This is a genomic window from uncultured Mailhella sp. (assembly GCF_944324575.1).
Taxonomy (GTDB): Bacteria; Desulfobacterota; Desulfovibrionia; order Desulfovibrionales; family Desulfovibrionaceae; genus Mailhella.
This window is the reverse complement of record NZ_CALUWV010000010.1, coordinates 1-16,664: the sequence shown is the minus strand read 5'-3', so window position 1 is coordinate 16,664 and position 16,664 is coordinate 1. Positions and strand designations below refer to the sequence as shown.

The following is a 16,664-nucleotide window of genomic DNA, read 5'->3' as shown; positions in this document are numbered from 1 at the left end:
TCTTTTCCCTGCGGCATCCGCTTCCATTGCGTGCCGCAGGGAAACATGACACAATAACAGGCTCCGTGAACTTCACCGTTCACGGAGCCTATTTTTTTCGAAAGAGACTGCCCATGGAAGACATGATACTCCGCGAGATTGTCGTTCTCTTTATTCTTTCCATCATCGTTGTGCTCGTCTGCCTGCGCTTCCGCCTGCCGTCCATCGTGGGCTTTCTGCTCACCGGCGTGCTGTGCGGCCCCTCCGCCCTCGGGCTCATCCCGAGCCCCGAAGCCGTGGATACCATGGCCGACGTAGGCGTGGCTTTCCTCATGTTTTCCATAGGTATGGAGCTTTCAGGCAAGGAACTTGTGAGACTCAAAAAGCCGCTTTTTCTGGGCGGCTCCTCCCAGGTACTGCTCACCATGGCGTTCGTGTTTCTGCTCACCTTCTGGTGGAGCGGACCGAGGCTCGGCGTCGTGTACGGCTGCATGGTCACGCTTTCTTCCACGGCCATCGTGCTCAGCATTCTGCAGCAGAAGGCGCTCACCGAATCGCCTCAGGGACAGGTGTGCCTTGCCGTACTCATTTTTCAGGATCTCGCCATCGTGCCCATGGTGCTCATCTTCCCTCTGCTTGCCGGAGGGCTCGAGCTTGACACCAATTCCATGATCTTCGCCGTCGGCAAGGGCGTGCTCGTCATCGGCGCCATCCTTCTTTTCGGCAAGTACCTGCTGCACCGGCTCATGTTCAGCGTGGTGAGCACGCGCAGCCGCGAGCTCATGCTCATGACCACACTCGGTCTCTGCCTTGCCGTCGCGCTCATCACTTCGTGGCTCGGCCTCTCTCTCGCGCTCGGCGCGTTCCTCGCCGGGCTCATGATGGCCGAGTCGGAATACAGTCTGAACACCCTTGAAAGCATCATGCCCTTCAAGGAAGTGTTCTCAAGCATCTTCTTCATCTCCGTGGGCATGCTGCTCGACATACGGTTCTTCCTCACGCATCTGCCCATTATCTCTCTGTGCGCCGCAGCCATCATCATCGCCAAGATACTCATGGTCGTTCCCGCCGTGCGCGTTCTCCGCTATTCCATGCGCACAGCCCTGCTTGCAGCCTTCAGTCTCGCGCAGGTGGGCGAATTTTCCTTTGTGCTTGCCAAGTCCGCCCTTGGCCTCGAGCTTATCAGCAACGACGCCTACCAGGTATTTCTCGCCTCCAGCATTCTGACCATGGTGCTCACCCCGCTGCTCATCGGCGTCGCTCCCAAGGTAACGGCAAAAATTCTGAGGCGCCCCGACATGCAGACGGCAGAAGCCGCCACGGACGACGGCTCCGAGCATGACGATACGGAAAATGCCAACGGCATCATCCGCGACGGCAGGCTGCTCAAGGATCACCTCATCATCATAGGCTTCGGCATCGGCGGTCAGATCATGGCTCACGGCGCGAAAAGCTGCGGCATTCCCTACATCATTTCGGAAATGAATCCCACAACCGTGGAAAAATACCGTTCCACCGAGCCCATACGTCACGGCGACGCTTCGTTCCCGCTGGTGCTCGAGCATCTCGGCGCGTCCACGGCCCGGGCTCTTGCCATTCTCACGTCCGATCCCGCAGGCAGCCGGGCCATCATCGCCAACGCACGCGCCATGAATCCGTCGCTGCACATCATCGTGCGCACGCGCTTTCTCGGCAATCTCAACTCCTACAAGGAAGTGGGGGCCAACGAAGTCATACCCGAAGAATTTGAAACCTCGCTGGAAGTATTCGCCCGTGTGCTCAACCACTACCTCGTGCCGCGCCAGACCATTGACCAGTACGTCTCCGCCATACGCCGCGAGAACTACGGCATGCAGCGCAGACTCGGCATGGGCGGTTCCATCATGGACAGTCTGCCGGATCTTCAGCTTGTGGCCTACGCCGTGGAAGAAGGCTCTCCCCTCGCGGGCAAGACCATAGCCGAGGCCGCGCTGCGCAAGGTGCACGGCGTCACGGCAGCGGGCGTGCGCCGGGGCGATGCCATCAACAACAATCCCGACGCACAGACACAGCTTCTGGCCGGGGACATAGTCTACCTGCTGGCCACGCAGGAGGCTCTTGCCAAGGCTGCTCATCTTTTCCAGACCGAAGGCATGGAAGCGGCCTGAGATGACTGTCCGTCCCTCCTCCGGCACCGGTCTTGCCGCACTCGATGACGACGAACGCCGGGAGTACTGGGCAGCGCTTGCCCTGCGCCACACCGCCGGTCTCGGCGCACGGGGCGCGTGCCTGCTCGTTTCGCACTTCGGCTCGGCCTACGATGCCGTGATGAATGTGCCTCTGTGGCCCGAAGCGGGTGTGCCGTCTCAGAAGGCGGAAGGCTATCTGAACAACGCCTGGCGCCTCAAAGCCCGCCCGGAGTGGGAGGCGTCGCGCACGCTTCAGGCCTCCATCATTCTTTGGACCGACAAGCGGTATCCTTCTCTGCTGAAGGAGCTGCCGGACGCGCCCGTACTTCTGTACGCCGCAGGAGATACGACACTGCTCGCAGCTCCCTGCGTGGCGGTGGTGGGCTCCAGAAACAGCTCTCCCGCCGCTCTCGACTTCACTGCGGCCGTAGCGGAAGAGCTCTCCCTGGCCGGCGTGACCGTGGTTTCCGGTCTGGCCTTCGGCGTGGACGGCTGTGCCCACAAAGCCGCCCTTTCCGGCCCCGGTCGTTCCATCGCTGTTCTGCCCGGAGGCGTGAACAGGGCCTTTCCCGCCGGGCACCGGGAACTTTACGAACGCATGGCCGAACGCGGCCTTCTCGTCAGCGAAATGCCGCCCGGCTGGGTGCCCGGTCCCGGAGCATTCCCCGTGCGCAACCGCATCATAAGCGGGCTCTCCCTCGGCGTTCTGGTCACGGAGGCCGTGAGTGCACGAAGCGGCAGCATCATCACGGCGCACCTTGCGGCCGAGCAGGGCAGAAACGTGTACGTCCCCTCGCCGAACGCCCTGCGCGTCCCCTGCCGGGAAGGCACAAAAAAGCTGCTTCTGGAAGGCGCTCGCCCCATCTTCCGTGCCGACGACATTCTGGCCGACCTTCTTCCGCACCTCAGAAGGGCCGCAGGACGGCCAGCTCCCGTGCCGCACAAATCTTCCGCAGATCACGCCGCATTCTCTGAAACGCAGCCAGCGCCGGCCTGCAGAACTGTCGTTCCGGATCAGATCAAGGCCCCTGCAGTACCGGCCCGGCCATCGCAGGCCCCCGTCTCCCCGGTCGTCGCCGAGGCAAAGAAATCCCTCGCCGGAAAGACACCCGTCTCAGCGCCTGCCCGTGCAGAGACAAAGGCGGATTCCTGCGCTCCTGTTCCCGCCCCCCAAAAAACAAAAGAGAAGCCGCGAACGCCTGCCTCCTGCCTCTCCCCGCTCACCGAAGAGGAAGAGACCATTCTCGCCCTGCTGAAAAACGGCCCGATCTCGCAGGATGAGCTGCTCTACGCCGCACAGAAGGAAAGCTCCTCGTGGACGAGCGCCTCCGTAAGCGCCGTACTCATGATCCTGGAAGTGAAGAGACTCGCGCGCCGTCTTACCGATACCCGCTACGAGGCCCGGACATGAGCCGACTTTCCGAGATCACCGCTGCCCTGCCCGTTCCCGCCGCCACCTTCCTGGCCTGGATGGAGTTTCAAAAAGGCGCCTCCGAAGCCACGGTGGAAGCCTACGCCGTGGACATTCTGGAATTCGAGACCTATCTGCACGGCATGGGAGCCTCTCTGGAAAGGCCCTCTGAAATCACAAGGCAGATGATTCAGGGCTTTTCCGCCTCTCTGTTTCGCGAGGGCATGGCCCGCTCATCCATGGCGCGCAAACTCTCGGCTCTGCGCTCGCTGTTCCGGCATCTTCTGCGCCTGCACAAGATAGAGACGGATCCCTGCGCCGGTGTGCGCAATCCCAAGCAGGACCAGCGCCATCCCGCCATGCTCAACGTAGATCAGGTATTCAGCCTGCTGGACGAAAAGCCGCCCTCCCCGGGAACCGCCCCCTCATCCCCGCCGGATATCGACGAGGTGTTTCGCCTCAGGGACATGGCCCTTCTGGAACTGCTCTACGGCTCGGGACTGCGCATCTCCGAGGCGCTGGGGCTTGACGTGAACGACGTCCGTCCTGAAAGCGGACACGTTCAGGTCATGGGCAAGGGCAGCAAGGAACGCATCGTGCCGCTCAGCGACACCTGCAAGTCCGCGCTCACCCGCTGGCTTGCCGCAAGAAGCAGCGTGCCTCCCGCACACGGCGAACGGGCCGCATTTCTGGGGCGTCGCGGCAAAAGACTCGACCGCCGTCAGGCCGCGCGCATTCTGGAAGAACATGCGGCCGAGGCGGGCATTCCGCAGCACATCTCCCCGCATGATCTGCGCCACTCCTTTGCCACTCATCTTCTGGAAGGAGGCGCGGACCTTCGCGCCGTACAGGAACTGCTCGGCCACAGCCGCATATCCACCACGCAACGCTACACGCACCTCAACCTCGACGCCCTCACACGCATCTACGACGCCGCGCATCCTCTGGCGCAGAAAAAAGAAAAAAAATCGTGACTCCGGGCTCCCGGCTCCGAAAAAGGGCCGCGGCAGCCGGACATAAACACGGGAGGCTTTCGACGTCCGTCGCGTCCCCGGCGGAAAAGCTCCCCCTTTTACCCATTGCGCGAGAAGCAAAGAAAGGATAAACTCTCTTGTCTTTTCTTTTTACGGGTGGTGCACGCATGTCTGAACATCTCATCCTTGCCGACATCGGCAATACCTGCATCAAGATAGTCTTCGCCCGCCCAGATGCGCTGGAAGCCTCCTATTCCCTGCCCACCAGGGCGCAGCACACGGCGGACAGTCTCGGACTCTCCCTGCTCCAGCTTCTGTCCCTGCGCGGCCTTGCGACAGAAGAAATCACCGCATGTCTTGTCTGCTCCGTGGTGCCCGACGTAAGCACGCTTCTTCATGAAGCCCTGCAGAAATACCTCGGAAAAACGCCTCTCTCCTTTCCCGGCGACTTCGACATCGACCTTGTGAACGGCTACGATCAGCCGCAGGAAGTGGGAGCGGACAGACTTCTGGCAGCCTTTGCGGCCAGAAAGCTCTTTGCCGACGCGCCGTCCATCATTTCCGTGGATTTCGGCACCGCCACCACCTTTGACTGCGTGTCCGGCAACACCTACCTCGGAGGACTCATCTGTCCCGGTCTTTTTTCCTCCCGCAACGCGCTGGCCTCGGGCACAGCCAAGCTTCCGCGCATTTCTCTGGAAATGACGGAATCCTCCGTGCGCATAGGAAAAAACACCATCACGAGCATGAACCACGGCTTTCTTTTCGGCTTCGCCGCCATGACGGAAGGCCTGTGCGAACGCCTCAAGGCCCAGCTGCCCGGCCCCACACTCGTCGTGGGCACAGGCGGCGCAGCGCATGATCTTTCCAGAATATGCCGCGCCTTTGACATCGTAAGACCCGATCTTATTCTTGAAGGGCTCCGGCTTCTCTGGAACCGTCGCGCATCATCCTAGCATTCTGTTCTCTTACCCGGACTTGTCCGGCATATTCCAAGGAGTTTCCTCAATGAACAACAGCACCATCACTTCCGTATGGGCCCGCGAGATCCTCGACTCCCGCGGCAATCCTACCGTTGAAGTGGAAGTCGGACTGGAGTCCGGCCACGTCGGCCGCGCCGCCGTTCCTTCCGGCGCCTCCACCGGCAGCCGCGAAGCCCTCGAACTGCGCGACGGCGACAAGGGCCGCTACAAGGGCAAGGGCGTGACCCGCGCCGTGGAACACGTGAACGGTGAAATCGCCGAAGCCGTAGTCGGCCTCGACGCCCTGCGCCAGGTGCAGGTGGACAACACCCTCATCGACCTCGACGGCACCGAAAACAAGTCCCGCCTCGGCGCCAACGCCATGCTCGGCGTGTCTCTCGCCACGGCCCGCGCCGCCGCCGAATATCTCGGCCTGCCCCTGTACCAGTATCTCGGCGGCGTGAACGCCAAGATCATGCCCTCCCCCATGATGAACGTCATCAACGGCGGTGCGCACGCTCCCAACAACCTGGACATCCAGGAATTCATGATCATGCCCGTGGGCGCCAAGACCTTCGCCGACGCCCTGCGCATCGGCGCCGAAGTCTTCCACACCCTCAAGGGCATCCTCGCCAAGGACGGCCACGTAACCTCCGTGGGTGACGAAGGCGGTTTCGCCCCCAACCTGAAGAGCCACGACGAAGCCTTCAGCTACCTCATCAAGGCCATTGAAGCTGCCGGCTACATTCCCGGTGCGGAAGTGGCCCTCGGCATCGACGCCGCTTCTTCCGAATTCTACAAGGACGGCAAGTACGTCATTGCCGGCGAAGGCCTCGAACTCACCAGCGAACAGATGGTGGACTGGCTCGAAGACTTCACGAAGCGCTATCCGCTCATCTCCATTGAAGACGGCATGGCCGAAAACGACCGCGAAGGCTGGAAGCTGCTCACCGACCGCCTCGGCGACCACATCCAGCTCGTCGGCGACGACCTGTTCGTGACCAACCCCGACATTCTGGCCGAAGGCATTGAAGACGGCCTCGCCAACGCCGTGCTCATCAAGGTGAACCAGATCGGCACGCTCACCGAGACCCTCGACACCATCGAAATCGCCAAGAACGCCGGCTACGCCACCGTCGTGTCCCACCGCTCCGGCGAAACCGAAGACACCTTCATCGCCGATCTTGCCGTGGGCACCAACTCCGGCCAGATCAAGACCGGCTCCGCCAGCCGTTCCGACCGCATCGCCAAGTACAACCAGCTCCTCCGCATCGAGGAAGAACTCGGCGACGTCAGCTTCTTCTTCGGCCCCATCCTTGCCGACAATTACGGACTCACCCAGTCCGACGAAGACGCTGAATAAGCATTCTGCGGGGAGGTCTGCCTCCCCGCACCCTTTCCACGGCCCGGCATTCCCGGGCCTTTTTCAGCCGCATTTGCGGCTTCTTCCGCCGCCTGCGCTTGTCTTGCGGCATGAGGAACATTGTCATGAGCAGACTGCTGCGTATCCTGTTCTGTACCTTTCTCGCCCTCGGCCTTTTTGCCGGGGAATCCTCCGCTGCCGACATCGCCGCCGCGATGAACAAGATGCAGACCGCCTACGCCGACATGCAGAGCTTCCGCGCAAACTTCACGCAGCAGCTTCTGCAGCGGGAAAGCGGCGTCGTGGAAAAAAGAGACGGCGTCATTCTCTTCAAAAAGCCCCTCTTCGTGCGCTGGGAGACCGCTGCGCCTCATGCCGAGCTTCTCATGGTCACGGACAAAGAGATCTGGAACTATCTTCCCGACGAAGAGCTCGCCTACCGCTACTCCCGCGCCCTTGCCGAAGACTCCCGCTCCCTCATCCAGGTCATTACCGGGCAGAGCGCCCTTTCCCGCGACTTCGATGTGGAATCCGCCCAGTCCCCGGAAGACGGCAACCTCATTCATCTGCTGCTCTACCCCAAGGAACCCACCACGGAGCTCACCGAAGCTCAGCTCTGGCTTGATCCCTCCACATTTCTGATCCGTCGCGCCATGGTCATGGACTTCTACGGCAACACCAACACCATCGAGCTTACGGATCTTACGCCCGATGCGAAAACCTCTGCAAAAGACTTTCAGTTCACGCCTCCCAAAGGTACGGAAGTGGAAGATCACGTGGAAGCCCAGCATCCCGTATCGCGGCCGCTTCTGAACTGACCGCGACGGCTTTTCGCGGCAGCCGGCTCAAAAGACTCCCGCGTCCCGGCTGCGCGTGCCCCTCCTCTTCGTTTTTCCGGGGCAGGGAAAAGCGTGCGAAAAAAGAACGCGCAACGCGTTGCCAACAACGTGACTCTTCGTTATTTTTTCAATCATTTCAGGAAAAAGTCCTCATCCTGGCGCCCAAGACTTGAGCACTCACCGGGACTGGACTATCCCGATAATTAAAGGTACATAGACTTCTCGCATGGAACAGCAGCACGGCATACTGGTACTCAACAAGCCCAAGGGGCTCAGCTCCGCGCAGGCCATTTCCCGCATAAAAAGGCTCGGGCAGAAAAAAATCGGTCATGCGGGCACCCTTGATCCCATGGCGACCGGCGTGCTGCTCGTGCTGCTCGGCAACGCCACAAAGCTTTCCGGCTATCTCATGGAAGGCGGGGTAAAGACCTACGGCGGCACGCTGCGCCTCGGCGTCACCACCGACACGTGGGATGCCGAAGGAACCGTGGTTTCCGAAAAGGCTCTGAGTGAGGAAGACCTCGCTCCGGGCTCCGAACTTGAACAGGCCGCCCGACGCGAAGTGACGGCCTGGCTGGATGTGACGGAACAGCCCGTTCCGCCCTATTCCGCCGCAAAGCACCAGGGGCAGCCCTTATACAAGCTGGCCCGCGCCGGCAAGGAAGTGCCGGTCAAGGTGAAAAGCATACATGTTTCGCACGCCTCTGTTCAATGGGTGAACATGCCGGACGTGCGATTCCGGGTAACGTGCAGTTCCGGTTCCTACATACGGTCCCTGGCCCACAGCTTGGGGATTCGACTTGGGTGCGGAGCCATGCTCACGGAACTGACCCGGGAATACAGCCACCCGTTTGGCCTGGAGATCGCCCACACGCTGGACGAAATCCTTGCCGAGCCCGAAAGGCTGCCGGAATGGATCATGCCCATCAGCGCCGCCCTGCCCGGATGGAAAAACATTTCCGTCGGAAAGCTGCAGGAAGCGAACCTGAAAAACGGCATACCCGTTCCCCATCTGCCGGAATTCGGAACCTTTGAATCCGGCGAACGCGCCGTCATACTGGCGCAGGATGGCTCGCCTCTGGCTCTGGCAGAAGCCCGCATGGACAGGAATCGCCCTGTCTGGGCAGTGCTTCGGGGGCTTTTTACCCACTAACCTCTGGCAGATGCCAGAGAGGAGGATACCGCTGTGGCTATGGATTCCGCTCAGAAGCAGGCCGTTATCGCCCAGTTCGCCAAGCACGAAGGCGACACCGGCTCCGCTGAAGTTCAGATCGCCCTTCTTACCGCCCGCATCAACGGTCTTGCCGACCACTTCAAGGCCAACAAGAAGGACTTCCACTCCCGCACCGGCCTGCTCAAGCTGGTCGGCCAGCGTCGCAAGATGCTGAACTACCTGAAGAAGACCGACATTCAGAGCTACCGTGCTCTGATCGAAAAGCTCGGTCTGCGCAAGTAGTCGGAGAACGATCCGGAAACAGGGGGGAGCGGGAGACATTCCGCTCCCCCATCCTGCATGAAAGGGGATTTTTCCCCTCAACCTCAACGCGAGGAAGGAGCATCCGCGAACAGAGGCGAAGCTTTCGTCTTTCTTCACGGAGTCTCCTTCCAGGAGTAACCATATGGGTCTGCTCAACAGCACTCGTGTGTCCGCCACCGTGGGCGGCAAGGAAATCATTCTGGAAACGGGCCGCGTGGCCCGTCAGGCCAACGGCGCCATCTGGATTCAGTGCGGCGGCACCGTGGCTCTCGTCACCGTCTGTGAAGCCCAGCTCGAAACGCCCAAGGACTTCTTCCCCCTCACCGTGGAATATGCCGAGCGCATGTACGCCGCCGGTCGCATTCCCGGCAACTTCTTCCGCCGCGAAATAGGCCGTCCCAGCGACCACGAAACCCTCGTGGCCCGTCTCATCGACCGCCCCATCCGTCCGCTCTTCCCCAAGGGCTACGGCAATGAAGTGCAGGTGCTCGCCACCGTCATTTCCGCCGACGGCGAAAACGACCCCGACGTGCTCTGCATCACCGCAGCTTCCGCGGCCACCTGCATTTCCAGCATTCCCTTCGCGGGCCCCGTGGCCGGCGCCCGTCTCGGCCGCGTTGACGGTCAGTTCGTCCTGAACCCCACCAATGAGGAACTCAAGCGCTCCGACATGGACATCGTGCTCGCCGCTTCCCGCGACGCCGTGGTCATGGTGGAAGGCGAAGCCAAGCTCGTCAAGGAACAGGATCTCATCGACGGCCTGAACTGGGCCCACAAGGCCATTCAGCCTCTCATCGACGCTCAGGAAGAGCTCGTGAAGCTGGCCGGCAAGCCCAAGACCGAATTCACGCCCAAGCAGGACGATCCCGAACTCTTCGCCTATGTGGAAGAGCTCGCCATCAAGTCCGGCATGGAAGACGCCCTCCGCACTCCCGACAAGCTGCTCAGAAAGGACGCCCGCAAGGCCGTCAAGGACAAGGTGAAGGCCCTCATGGCCACCGACGAGCGCTATGCCGACGACCCCGTCGCTCAGGCTGCCATCGGCGAAGTGCTCGAGCACCTCGAAAAGAAGCTCGTGCGTCAGAGAGTCATCAACGAAGGTACCCGCATCGACAACCGCGACACCAAGACCGTCCGTCCCATCGAAATCGAGACCTCGGTACTGCCCCGCGCCCACGGTTCCGTCATCTTCGCCCGCGGCGAAACCAAGACCATTGCCGTCGCCACTCTGGGCAGCACGTCCGACGAACAGAAGGTCGACACCCTGAACGGCGACGAAACCAAGCGCTTCATGCTGCACTATAACTTCCCGCCCTTCACCGTGGGCGAAGTGAAGTCCGTGCGCGTGTCCCGCCGTGAAATCGGCCACGGCCATCTGGCCGAACGCGCCCTCAAGGCCGTTCTGCCTTCTCCCGAAAGCTTCCCCTACACCATCCGCGTGGTGTCCGATACCGTGGAATCCAACGGCTCCTCTTCCATGGCCGCCGTGTGCGGCGGCTGCCTGTCCCTCATGGACGCGGGCGTGCCGATCAGCGCTCCCGTGGCCGGCGTGGCCATGGGCCTCATCAAGGACGGCGACAGCTATACCGTGCTCACCGATATTCTCGGTGACGAAGACGCCCTCGGCGACATGGACTTCAAGATTGCCGGCACCGCCGAAGGCATCAGCGCCATTCAGATGGACATCAAGATAAACGGCCTTCCCACCGAAGTCATGGCCCGCGCCATGGAACAGGCCCGCGTGGGCCGTCTGCACATTCTCGACGTCATGGCCAAGGCCATGCCCGCCGTGCGCGAACTCTCGCCCTACGCTCCCCAGCATGAAGAAGTGTTCGTGAACCCCGAGATCATCCGCATGATCATCGGCCCCGGCGGCAAGAACATCAAGGCCATCACCAGCGCCACCGGCGCCGCCATCGACATCGAGGATTCCGGCCGCATCACCATCTTCGCCCCCACGCAGAAGTCCATGCAGGCCGCCAAGGAAATGGTGCTCTACTACGACCAGCACGCCGAACTCGGCAAGAACTACAACGCCAAGGTCAAGCGCATCCTTGAAATCGGCGCCATTGTGGAAATTCTGCCCAACCTCGAAGCCCTGGTGCACATTTCCCAGCTCGATACCAACCGCGTGGAAAAGACCGAAGACGTGGCCCACCTCGGCGAAGACATGATGGTCAAGGTCATCGAAATCAACGGCGACCGCATCCGTGCCAGCCGCAAGGCCGTGCTGCTCGAAGAACAGGGCATCGAATGGAAGCCCGAAGACACGGCCCGTCCCGCACGTCGTGAACGCAACGACGGCGAACGCCGCGAGCGCCGCGGCGAACGTCGCGGTGAGCGCCGCGAACGTCGTGAACACAAGGAAGACTAAAGACGTGCGGAGGCGCACCGCTCCTCCCGCGTTTTCGTGAAAAGAAAGCCGCCGTCCTTTTCAGGACGGCGGCTTTCTCCTTCTTCAACAAGAGGGCCATTCCTCTTCCCTGCTTCCTATCCCAGCCCGTCCATCTTCAAAAACTACGACGGCGGCTGCCGGAACTTCCCCCCTGTTCAGTGCCGCTATGTTCTTTAACGCTCCCTGTTATCGCCGCGCTGCCCATGCGCTCGGGCCTCATTTCTTCACCGACCATGAAGCCATGCCAGCCCATCAGGCCGGAGCGTACACGACATCTCCAAAGCGCTCCCAGAGCCGCCAGGACCTGTCCCTTGCCATAACAGGCGTAACAAAACGTTTCTGTCCCGCGGACATAGCGCATAAAAAGGACGATGCCCTCAACGAGGGCGTCGTCCTTTTCAACATGGACACAACTCAAGAACCGTTCAGCCCGGGCGCTGCCGTCTAGCTGAGCAGTCTTGCCCTCCACGCCTTAACGGTGTTCACAAGAAGCTGAGAAATGGTCATGGGACCTATGCCGCCGGGCACAGGCGTGATGGCGGAAGCCAGGGGAGCCACGTTCGCATAATCCACGTCGCCGCAGAGCTTTCCGTCCTCGCCTCGGTTGATGCCTACGTCGATGATGACGGCGCCCTTCTTCACCATGTCGGCAGTGACAAAGCGCGGCCTGCCGAGCGCGGCGATGATGACGTCGGCCTCTCGGCAGATGGAGGCAAGGTCTGGCGTACGGGAATGACAAATGGTCACGGTGGCGTTGCGGTCGCGGCTGCCGAGCATGAGAGCAATGGGACGGCCCACCAGATTGCTGCGGCCTATGACCACGGCTCTCTTGCCGCTTACCGATATGCCGTAATGATCAAGAATTGCGAGAATACCTGCAGGCGTACATGGCCGAAGACCGGGTACGTTCATGGCCACGCGCCCCTGATTCACCGCCGTAAGGCCGTCCACATCCTTTTCCGAACTGATGGCGTCGATGCACGGCCTCGCGTCCAGGCCTTCCGGAAGAGGAAGCTGAAGAAGAATGCCGTCCACGGCGGGATCGGCATTAAGCTCGGCAATGAGAGCTTCCAGCTCTTCCTGAAGTATGGACGCAGGTCTTCTGTAGGAACGCGTTTCCATGCCCGCATCGGCGCAGGCCTTTTCCTTGTTGCGCACATAAACCTGCGACGCCGGGTCATCGCCCACCAGGATGACCGCCAGACAGGGTACGCGTCCGGCCTTTTCCCTGTCCCTTGCTATGTCCTCGCGCAGGGCGGCACGTATGGACGCCGCAGTGGCCTTACCGTCGAGTATCGTCGTCATGGCAGTTTCTCCTTTCCGGTCTTGCCGGAATCATGAATTACGCAGTTGCGGGCCTGTCCGCAGCCCCCGGCATCAAAGCGCCGTTACGGGCAGCGCCCTTTCTTCGTGAACGCCGGAAACTTCCGCGCAGGCCGATCAGCGATGCACGACGCTGCGCGGACGCGTGCCGTCGGCCTGACTGAGCAGTCCGTCCTTTTCCATCTGCTCCACGAAGCGGGCCGCACGGTTGAAGCCTATGCGGAAACGCCGCTGAAGCAGAGAAATGGAAACCTTGCCGTTGTCCAGAACAAACTGGACGGCTTCGGCGTAAATGGGATCGTCCACAATCTCGTTGCCGCGGGACGCGGGCTGTCCGAAGTCCTCGGCGTCGTCCGAATCGTCGTTGCCGAACGCCGCAAAGTCCACCTTGTAGTTCGGCTGCTGCTGCTTTTTCCAGAATTCCACCACGGCAGACACTTCCTCGTCGCTCACGAAGGCGCCGTGCAGGCGCTGCAGCATGCCGCCGTTGGGCTTGAAGAGCATGTCGCCCATGCCGAGCAGCTTTTCTGCGCCCGCGCCGTCGATGATGGTGCGAGAATCCTGACCGCTCGTCACCTTGAAGGCGATGCGGCAGGGGAAGTTGGCCTTGATGAGACCCGTGACCACGTCCACGCTGGGACGCTGCGTGGCGATGATGAGATGGATGCCTGCGGCTCTGGCAAGCTGAGCCAGACGCACTATGCTGCCCTCCACTTCCTTGCGCTTCACCATCATAAGGTCGGCCAGCTCGTCCACGATGATGACGAGGAACGGCATGTTGGACAGATCTTCCGGCTCGCCGGTCTCCTCGTCCACAGGCACGGGGCCTCCGGCCTCCACCCCGGCGCGAAGCCGGGCCTGCCGGTCGTTGTAGCCGGTGATGTTGCGCACCTTGACCTTGGAGAACAGCGACAGTCGCCTGTTCATCTCCTCAATGGCCCAGAGCAGGGCGTTCTTGGTAAGATCCATGTCCGTGACCACGGGATGCACGAGATGGGGAAGATCGGCGTACATGGAAAGTTCCACGCGCTTGGGATCCACCAGAATCATCTGAACTTCATCCGGTCTGGCGCGATACAGAAGGCTGAGAATGATGGCGTTCAGGCACACGCTTTTGCCCGCGCCGGTCGCGCCGGCCACCAGAAGATGCGGCATCTTGGCCAGATCTGCGGAAACGGGATGGCCGCCGGTATCCTTGCCGAGCGCCACGGTAAGAAGCGACTTGGCATGCCGGAAGTTCTCGTTCTCCACGATTTCGCGGAAATGCACGGTGGTACGCTTCTCGTTGGGCACTTCCACGCCTACGGTATCGGTACCGGGAACGGGAGCCTGCATGCGCACGGACACGGCCTTGAGCGACATGGCCAGATCGTTGGCCAGATTGGTGATGCGCGTAGCCTTGACGCCGGGAGCCGGACGCACCTCGAACATGGTGACCACGGGGCCGGGCGTGATGCGGGCAAGGGTGGCGTTCACGTTGAAATTCTTGAGGCAGGTGATGAGCGCATTGCCCTGTCTGGCCAGCGTCATTTCATCGGGCCGGTTGGCCTTCTCGTCCTCCGGCAGGGGGGAAAGCAGGTCAAGTGACGGAAGCATGAGCTTCCTGCGCTGCGGCAGTGCGGGCGCAGGTGCAGCAGGCACTGCGGCCTCAATCTCCTTCTGCTCGGCCAGTGCTCCGGCCACGGCGGTGTTGACGGAGGCATATGCCGCATCCCTGTGCTCCGACGCAGAAAAAGATGAGAAGGAAGACGCAGGCCGGGACATGAGCACGGGGGCAGGCTGTGCAGGCTCGAGCTCTCGTACGGGAGCCTGAGAAACGGAAGGGGCGGCGGCTATGGGCTGCACAGGCTGCGCCGTCACGGGAGAGGCCAGCACCACGGCAGGAAAGTCCTCCGCAGACACTGCGGGAGCCGACGCGGAAAGCGCGGCCAGCGCCGAAGGAGAAAGCTCTTCTTCCGCCGGTTCGACGGCCGTCGGAACAGGCTCCGCCGGCACCGGCGAAGTCTGAACGGACACAGCTTCCGCAACGGGCTGGGCAACGGGTTCCGAAGTCCATGCGGCGGGAACTCTCTCGATGACGGGAGCAGAGGAAACGTCAGGCGTCACCGGCTGAGAGACGGCAGGAGCAGGCGTTTCGACGGGATCCTCAAGCTCAAGGATGAACTCTTCCTCTTCCCGCACGGACACAGGGGCACTCTTCACGCCCATAACCGAAGCCGGCATATGAGCGGAGACGCTTTCTCCCGCAATGTCCGACGTCAGAGAAACGGCCTGCGCAGCGGCACCGGAACGAAGGTCTTCCCCGTCAGACGCCCCCCGGTTTTCGGAAACCTGAGGATGTTCCACCAGTCGCAGAAGATCACTCAGATCCTCGTCTCGAATGCCGGAGTCCGTCGGCGTCTGTTCCGGTGTCGGAGCCTTTTTCGGCCCGGGTTCCAGTTCCGGCATCTTTATTTCCAGCACGGGAGCAGGAGTCGCAGGCTCGTCCGCATCCTTCCTTCTGCCGAACACGATGTCGAGTACCGCACGGGGGCGAACATTGCCGGAATGCTGCCTTCTCCAGCCTGCGGCCAGTCCAGACAGGCGGGAAAACGCCTTGGGAAGATGCGGAACGGGCAAGTCGTACGTGGTGCCGAAGGAAGGAATCTTCTGCATCACCCAGGCAAAGGCCGTCGCAAGGAGCGTAAGCCACGATATGCTGAAGGAAAGCTCCATGGCTATGAGGAACACAAAGAGCCACAGCAGAAACGAACCCACAGGACTGAAGAAAAGATAGGAAAAGGCAGACAGCCACTGACCGCCGAGGCCGCCGCCGTGTATGCCGTGCAACGACACGTCAAAGGTGCTCGAGGCAACGAGCACGCAGGAAAACAGCATGAGATAGCCGATCCAGCGATACCACTTGAGCACCAGCCAGCGCGACACGAGCCCCGCGCCCACGGCCAGAAAGAATATGACCCAGAGGAAGGATGCTATGCCGAAGCAGTCCACCAGAAAGCCCGCCAGATAGGCTCCGAACAGGCCCGCGGAGTTCTGCACGGCCGAGGCATCCATGCTGACGGCCTGATTGAAGGTAGGATCACCGGCGTGGTAGCTCCAGAGACTGAGCAGCATGAGCAGACCGCAGAAAAGAAAGAGCAGTCCCAGCAGTTCGCGTACCAGTCTGTGTCCGTACATTGATGATCCCCTTCACGCTTGAGTAAACCGCTCCGAAAAGGCTTCAGAGGGCGTTTTTCTCCCGAAAAACGAAAGCGCTGCCGGAAGGGCGCGAAACGTCCTGCCGACAGCGCGAAAGAAAAGAGTGCGAATTAATCGCGGCCGAGATATTCGCGGGTACGGGTATCGACCTTGACGCGGTCGCCTTCGTTCACGAAAATCGGCACCTGAATGGTCACGCCGGTTTCCAGAGTGGCGGGCTTGGTCACGTTGGAAACGGTGTCGCCCTTCACGCCGGGTTCGGTCTTCACTACGGTCATCACGAGGCTCACGGGCACTTCAATGTCGATGGGCTGTCCGTTGTAGAGCAGCACACGGCACTGCTGGGATTCCAGCAGCCAGTCGGCCTTGCCGTCAGTATCGGACACGGGCAGGGAAATCTGCTCGTAGGAGGTCATGTCCATGAAGATGAGGTCGTCGCCTTCACGGTACAGGTACTGCATGTCGCGCTGTTCCATGTCGGGCTTGCCCACCTTTTCACCGGAACGGAAGGTGTTGTCCACCACGCGGCCGTTCAGGATGTTGCGCAGCTTGGTGCGCACCATGGCGCCGCCCTT

12 protein-coding genes are annotated in these 16,664 nt (G+C 61.3%); 9 read left to right on the top strand and 3 right to left on the bottom strand.

Features of this window, described 5'->3' with window-relative positions; translation table 11 throughout:
- The first annotated feature begins 113 nt into the window (after positions 1–113).
- The 9 genes from Q0J81_RS02325 to pnp all read left to right on the top strand — a co-directional run bounded on the left by Q0J81_RS02325 (position 114) and on the right by pnp (position 11,547).
- Positions 114–2,126: a cation:proton antiporter gene (locus Q0J81_RS02325; RefSeq protein WP_294445824.1), complete on the top strand. Its 2,013-nt coding sequence runs from the start codon at positions 114–116 to the stop codon at positions 2,124–2,126.
- A 1-nt stretch (position 2,127) separates the two neighbouring features.
- Entirely contained in the window at positions 2,128–3,558 is a 1,431-nt protein-coding gene (gene dprA / locus Q0J81_RS02320) for a DNA-processing protein DprA (RefSeq protein ID WP_294445822.1), read from the top strand.
- A complete protein-coding gene (locus Q0J81_RS02315; protein WP_294445821.1) occupies positions 3,555–4,532 on the top strand; it encodes a tyrosine recombinase XerC in 978 nt (325 codons plus the stop codon). Before dprA ends, Q0J81_RS02315 begins: the two co-directional genes overlap by 4 nt.
- 167 nt (positions 4,533–4,699) lie before the next feature.
- Positions 4,700–5,488: a type III pantothenate kinase gene (locus Q0J81_RS02310; RefSeq protein ID WP_294445819.1), complete on the top strand. Its 789-nt coding sequence runs from the start codon at positions 4,700–4,702 to the stop codon at positions 5,486–5,488.
- Between the two features lie 52 nt (positions 5,489–5,540).
- Complete coding sequence (gene eno, locus Q0J81_RS02305) at positions 5,541–6,857, top strand: phosphopyruvate hydratase (RefSeq protein ID WP_294445818.1); 1,317 nt, start codon at positions 5,541–5,543, stop codon at positions 6,855–6,857.
- Between the two features lie 125 nt (positions 6,858–6,982).
- Positions 6,983–7,675, top strand: a complete 693-nt coding sequence (locus Q0J81_RS02300) for an outer-membrane lipoprotein carrier protein LolA (RefSeq protein WP_294445817.1) — start codon at positions 6,983–6,985, stop codon at positions 7,673–7,675.
- A gap of 247 nt (positions 7,676–7,922) precedes the next feature.
- Positions 7,923–8,849: a tRNA pseudouridine(55) synthase TruB gene (gene truB / locus Q0J81_RS02295; protein WP_294445815.1), complete on the top strand. Its 927-nt coding sequence runs from the start codon at positions 7,923–7,925 to the stop codon at positions 8,847–8,849.
- A 39-nt stretch (positions 8,850–8,888) separates the two neighbouring features.
- Positions 8,889–9,152 (top strand): 30S ribosomal protein S15, encoded by a 264-nt coding sequence (gene rpsO, locus Q0J81_RS02290; RefSeq protein ID WP_178581227.1) that lies wholly within the window; start codon positions 8,889–8,891, stop codon positions 9,150–9,152.
- Between the two features lie 163 nt (positions 9,153–9,315).
- The gene (gene pnp / locus Q0J81_RS02285) at positions 9,316–11,547 is read left to right on the top strand and encodes a polyribonucleotide nucleotidyltransferase (protein ID WP_294445814.1); all 2,232 of its coding nucleotides are present in this window, start codon (positions 9,316–9,318) and stop codon (positions 11,545–11,547) included.
- Between the two features lie 465 nt (positions 11,548–12,012).
- Here pnp and folD read toward each other — a convergent pair whose 3' ends face one another.
- The 3 genes from folD to efp form a co-directional block, all read right to left on the bottom strand.
- The gene (gene folD / locus Q0J81_RS02280; protein ID WP_294445813.1) at positions 12,013–12,873 is read right to left on the bottom strand and encodes a bifunctional methylenetetrahydrofolate dehydrogenase/methenyltetrahydrofolate cyclohydrolase FolD; all 861 of its coding nucleotides are present in this window, start codon (positions 12,871–12,873) and stop codon (positions 12,013–12,015) included.
- Between the two features lie 135 nt (positions 12,874–13,008).
- Positions 13,009–16,068: a DNA translocase FtsK gene (locus tag Q0J81_RS02275; protein ID WP_294445812.1), complete on the bottom strand. Its 3,060-nt coding sequence runs from the start codon at positions 16,066–16,068 to the stop codon at positions 13,009–13,011.
- Between the two features lie 131 nt (positions 16,069–16,199).
- Positions 16,200–16,664: elongation factor P (efp, locus tag Q0J81_RS02270; RefSeq protein WP_294445811.1), on the bottom strand; the 465-nt coding region annotated here is incomplete at its 5' end.

Coding starts and splice junctions, on each gene's coding strand:
- Q0J81_RS02325 (WP_294445824.1), top strand. CDS start 114: ATGGAAGACATGATACTCCGCGAGATTGTCGTTCTCTTTATTCTTTCC.
- dprA (WP_294445822.1), top strand. CDS start 2,128: ATGACTGTCCGTCCCTCCTCCGGCACCGGTCTTGCCGCACTCGATGAC.
- Q0J81_RS02315 (WP_294445821.1), top strand. CDS start 3,555: ATGAGCCGACTTTCCGAGATCACCGCTGCCCTGCCCGTTCCCGCCGCC.
- Q0J81_RS02310 (WP_294445819.1), top strand. CDS start 4,700: ATGTCTGAACATCTCATCCTTGCCGACATCGGCAATACCTGCATCAAG.
- eno (WP_294445818.1), top strand. CDS start 5,541: ATGAACAACAGCACCATCACTTCCGTATGGGCCCGCGAGATCCTCGAC.
- Q0J81_RS02300 (WP_294445817.1), top strand. CDS start 6,983: ATGAGCAGACTGCTGCGTATCCTGTTCTGTACCTTTCTCGCCCTCGGC.
- truB (WP_294445815.1), top strand. CDS start 7,923: ATGGAACAGCAGCACGGCATACTGGTACTCAACAAGCCCAAGGGGCTC.
- rpsO (WP_178581227.1), top strand. CDS start 8,889: ATGGATTCCGCTCAGAAGCAGGCCGTTATCGCCCAGTTCGCCAAGCAC.
- pnp (WP_294445814.1), top strand. CDS start 9,316: ATGGGTCTGCTCAACAGCACTCGTGTGTCCGCCACCGTGGGCGGCAAG.
- folD (WP_294445813.1), bottom strand. CDS start 12,873: ATGACGACGATACTCGACGGTAAGGCCACTGCGGCGTCCATACGTGCC.
- Q0J81_RS02275 (WP_294445812.1), bottom strand. CDS start 16,068: ATGTACGGACACAGACTGGTACGCGAACTGCTGGGACTGCTCTTTCTT.